Below are 254 nucleotides of genomic sequence, written 5' to 3'. Positions count from 1 at the left end.
GGAAAAGAAGTCCTTTTAGAAGGAAATAAAGGTGTAATAAATATAGGTGGAGAAATAAAAGGGAATGAAATAACGAAAGTAACATCAAAAGAAGGAAAGGTATTAAATGAAAGTACAATAAGTTCAGATACATTGACAAGGGAAAGAAGTGTAAAATTACCGTTTAAAGGAATAAAAACATATACGGAAGTATACGGAATAACGGAAAGTATACGAAATATAGGAAAGATGGAAGGAAACGGCATAGTTTATGT

General features: G+C 30.7%; 1 protein-coding gene. It reads left to right on the top strand.

Annotated elements, in window-relative coordinates; all coding sequences use genetic code 11:
- A partial coding sequence (locus tag EII29_RS12545) for a hypothetical protein (RefSeq protein WP_158612582.1) occupies positions 1–254 on the top strand: 254 nt, incomplete at both ends.

The sequence above is a fragment of the Leptotrichia sp. OH3620_COT-345 genome (assembly GCF_003932895.1).
In the GTDB taxonomy this organism is placed as follows: domain Bacteria; phylum Fusobacteriota; class Fusobacteriia; order Fusobacteriales; family Leptotrichiaceae; genus Pseudoleptotrichia.
Note: the sequence above shows the minus strand (reverse complement) of the source record. Positions and strands in the feature narration are given on the sequence as shown.